Here is a 4,175-nt window from a genome sequence, read left to right as displayed (position 1 = left end):
TCATCAAATATGGCGGCCATGCCATGGGCGATCCCGAACTGGGCAAGGCGTTTGCGCGCGACGTGGCGCTGCTCAAGCAGTCGGGGGTCAACCCGATCGTGGTTCACGGCGGCGGTCCGCAGATCGGCGAGATGCTCAAAAAGCTCGGCATCGAATCAAAATTCGAGGGCGGTTTGCGGGTGACCGACAAGCGCACCGTCGAAATCGTGGAAATGGTTCTGGCCGGCTCGATCAACAAAGAGATCGTGGCGATGATCAATGCCGAGGGCGAATGGGCGATCGGGCTGTGCGGCAAGGACGGCAACATGGTGTTTGCCGAAAAGGCCCACAAGAAATATGTGGACCCGACCTCCAATATCGAGCGCGTCCTCGACCTCGGTTTCGTGGGCGAACCCGTCGAGATCGACCGCACGCTGCTCGACCTTCTGGCTCGCTCGGAAATGATCCCGGTCATCGCGCCCGTGGCTCCCGGCCGGGATGGCAACACCTACAACATCAACGCAGATACCTTCGCCGGCGCCATCGCGGGGGCGGTATTTGCCAAGCGGCTGCTGTTTTTAACCGACGTTCCGGGGGTGCTCGACAAGGATGGCGAATTGATTCCCGAACTTTCGGTGCGCGAGGCTCAGCAGTTGATCGCCGACGGCACGATCTCGGGGGGCATGATCCCCAAGGTCGAAACCTGCATCGAGGCGCTCGATCGGGGCGTTGAAGGCGTGGTGATCGTCAACGGCAAGACGGCCCATTCGGTGCTGCTCGAGTTGTTCACCGAACACGGCGCGGGAACACTCATGGTGCGATAGATGAGATCGATCACACCTTCGTTTTCGGTCATTTCCCATTCATCGATTTTGGGCATAATGGGGTCATGAACCACATGACCCCGCCTGCCCTCACAACGCCCCTCGAAGTCGATCACATTACCGATTGGGTGTTCGACCTCGACAACACGCTTTATCCGCGTGAATGCAATCTGTTCGCCCAGATCGATACGGCCATCACTCAATATGTGATGAAAGTCGCCCAGCTCGATTTCGAAGCGGCGCGTGATCTCCAGAAAGCCTATTACCGCGATCACGGCACGACGCTCAACGGGTTGATGAAATCCCATGCCGTCGATCCCGAGGACTATCTGGAAATGGTTCACGCCATCGACTATTCGCCTGTCGCGGCGCATCCCGAACTGGTCGAAGCCATCGCGGCGCTTCCCGGCCGCAAGTTCATCTTTACCAATGCGAGCGCCGGTCACGCCGAAGCCGTACTGGCGCGCCTTGGAGCGGCAAGCCTGTTCGAGGGCATCTTCGACATCAAGGCGGCCAAATACCGGCCCAAACCCCTCGAAATTGCCTATACCGACTTCCTTGCCGCGCATGGGATCGGGGCCAGACAGGCCATAATGTTTGACGATCTGGAAAAGAACCTGCGTGTACCCCATGCAATCGGCATGTCCACGGTTCAGGTCGTGGCCGGTTCAGGGTTCGAGCATGACCAATGCGATCCCTGGGAACTGGGCCGCGGCGAAGACATGGAACACGTCCACCACGTCACCGACGACATCGTGGCATTTCTCGCGCGCTGCCGCTGACGCTTTTTCGCCCGATTGGCGTGATCGAAAAGTCATCTCAAAGCGTTAGCGTCTATGTCTGGCCGTAAGCGGCCGCAATGGTGTAAGTTCGCAGCTTTGCAGTAAAATGGCACAACAAGCGCCGAAAAACGGGGACCGTCATGAAAAGAATTACTCGCCTTTCGCTTATCGCCACGATCGCATTGGCCGGGACCAGCCAGGCCGCCCTGGCGCTCGAGGCCACCGATTTCGCGGATCGGCTCGTTGAAACCAGCAAGCTGATGGGTGTTGCCTTCACCTATGGATCGGCCAGTGCCGAGGGCGACACGGTGACGATTTCCGATTTCACCATCTCCATTGCGGGTGAAGACGATGTCGAGGTGCCCGGTGATGTGGTGTTTACCGGCGTTGTTGAAACGGCAGAAGGTGGGTTCACCGCTGAACGCGCCACCATCGAGGACGTCGACTATACCGACGAAGACGAGGGCATCACGCTCAACTTCGTCGATATCGCGGCCGAGGGCATCGCATTGCCCGCAGAGGTCAGCGTCGACACAATGCTCGAAACCGGGTTCAACCTCTATGATCGCATATCGGCAGGTCCGCTGACGGTTTCAGATGTCGAAGGCAACGAGCTGTTTGCCATCGCGTTGATGGAAGTCACCATTGACGAGGCTGCTGCCGACGGCGGCGTCACCTCGGGCTTTCAGGTCACCGGCATCAGCGCCGATCTGAGCGCGATCGAGGAGCCTGAAGCCCAGGAGGCTTTTGCGACTCTCGGCCTTGAACAGTTCAACGCCTCTATGTCGGGTGAGGGAACGTGGTGGCCCGAGACCGGGGAAGGCACTGTCAGCGACGTCTCGTTCGTGGTCGATGACCTCGGTTCGATCTCCATGGACTTCGCTGTCGAAGGCTACACCGAAGCGCTCTACTCCGAGCTCATGAAGCTCAATCTCAAGATGGCGGAAATGGCCGAAGCCGATATCGAGATGGACGACGAGCAGATGATGGCCATGTCCGAGGCGATGATGGAGCCATTGGCCAACGTCAAGCTGGTCAGCGGCGCGTTGCGCTATGACGACAATTCGCTGTTCATGAAGGTACTCGATCTGGTCGGCGCCGAGCAGGGCGTCGATGGCGAAACCTTCAAGGCCGGTTTGCAGTTCATGGTGCCCATGGCCCTGGCCGAAGTCGAGAACGAAGCCTTCAAGACAATGGTGACCAGCGCCGTCAACACGTTCATTGCCGACCCGCAGAACTTCACGATCTCGGTCGAGCCTGAAGAGCCCATCGCCTTTTCCGAGTTCGAAGACATGGAAGCCGAAGTGGAGGCCGACCCCTTCGTCCTGGTCGACCTTCTGAACGTGCAGATCACTGCCAACCAGTAAGCAATCCTGTTGATGTCTTGGGGCCCGCCGGATACCGGCGGGCCCCTTTTTAGTGTTCTCACGCTTGCGGCGGACACCATATGCCGTTGCGCACTCCGGATCATGTCGGGGGGATGCTTGCCCCTCCGGTTCAGGCCGGGTGTTCGATCCGGGGCAGATTGTAGGTCTTGCGCACGATCTCCCAGGCTTCATCGGCCGTATCGACGAAACTGAAGAGTTTGAAGTCGTCGGGCGAGATTGTCCCCTCCTCGGCCAGCGCCTCGAGGTTGAGAACCCGGCTCCAGAATTTCTTGCCGAACAGCAGCAGGGGAATGCGGTCCATTCGTCCTGTCTGGATCAGGGTCAGAGCTTCGAAAAATTCGTCCATCGTGCCGAAGCCGCCGGGGAAAATGGCAACCACCTTGGCGCGCATCAGAAAGTGAATCTTGCGCGTCGCAAAATAATGGAAATTAAAGGAAAACTGCGGCGTCACATAGACATTGGGGGCCTGCTCGTGGGGCAAGACGATGTTATAGCCGATCGAGGGCGCTCCCACATCTGCAGCCCCGCGATTGCCCGCTTCCATCACCCCAGGCCCACCCCCGGTCGCCACCACATATTCGCTGAATTCGGTGGCTTTCGAGGTCAGCGATGCCAGTTGGGCAAAGCGCCGTGCCTCATCGTAATAGACCGAATTGGCCTCGAGATTTTTCCTCGCCTCGTCGGTCTTTGCCGCCCAGGCCGGCTTGCCCGGCTCGGGGATGCGCGCGCCGCCAAACAGCACCACAGTCGAATTGACATTGGCCTCGCGCAGCCTGGATTCGACCTTGAGATATTCGAGCTGAAAGCGGACCCCACGCAATTCCTCGCTGGTGAGAAACTCCTCATCGGCGAAAGCCAGCCTGTACGCTGCCGATTGTGTCTGCGGCGTTAGCGGCGAATGGCGTACGGCCTCCATATCCTCCTTGGACGAACGCAGCGAGGAATGGCGTTTGCGGCCCATGATCAGGCTCCTTTTTGGTCTTCTAGAGCCGTTCAGGATCTGATTGACTCAAATCCTTGGCTCTAAGCCTTTGTGTTGTCGCGTGTCCGAACCACAAAACCGTTTCCATCCCCGATCGCGCCGAGGATATGCTTTTGCCGGACCCGCTCTAGTTCCGGTTACTATGTCAGGGCCGTGTTAAGGATGGGTGGCTGTTTTTCCAAGCCCCTGACGCAGATGTACGCGATCGCCCCCTCTCGAT

Annotated in this window: 4 protein-coding genes; 3 read left to right on the top strand and 1 reads right to left on the bottom strand. The window is 58.7% G+C overall.

Annotated elements, in window-relative coordinates:
* From argB to AACZ55_RS15625, 3 genes are all read left to right on the top strand, one after another.
* Positions 1-803, top strand: an 803-nt coding sequence (gene argB, locus AACZ55_RS15635) for an acetylglutamate kinase (RefSeq protein WP_339647579.1), incomplete at its 5' end; no start/stop codon positions are given.
* Positions 804-877: 74 nt separating this feature from the next.
* Complete coding sequence (locus AACZ55_RS15630) at positions 878-1,585, top strand: pyrimidine 5'-nucleotidase (RefSeq protein WP_339647578.1); 708 nt, start codon at positions 878-880, stop codon at positions 1,583-1,585.
* A gap of 140 nt (positions 1,586-1,725) precedes the next feature.
* Positions 1,726-2,952 carry a hypothetical protein gene (locus AACZ55_RS15625; protein ID WP_339647577.1) on the top strand — a complete coding sequence of 409 codons (1,227 nt, stop codon included), beginning with the start codon at positions 1,726-1,728 and terminating at the stop codon, positions 2,950-2,952.
* A 130-nt stretch (positions 2,953-3,082) separates the two neighbouring features.
* Here AACZ55_RS15625 and AACZ55_RS15620 read toward each other — a convergent pair whose 3' ends face one another.
* Positions 3,083-3,889, bottom strand: coding sequence for an LOG family protein (locus AACZ55_RS15620; protein WP_339647581.1), 807 nt, complete (start codon positions 3,887-3,889; stop codon positions 3,083-3,085).
* Positions 3,890-4,175: the final 286 nt, after the last annotated feature.

Origin of the sequence: uncultured Pelagibacterium sp., assembly GCF_963972885.1 — a bacterium.
Lineage (GTDB): Bacteria > Pseudomonadota > Alphaproteobacteria > Rhizobiales > Devosiaceae > Pelagibacterium > Pelagibacterium nitratireducens.
The sequence above is the reverse complement of the archived record's forward strand: the minus strand, read 5'-3'. Positions and strand labels throughout refer to the sequence as shown.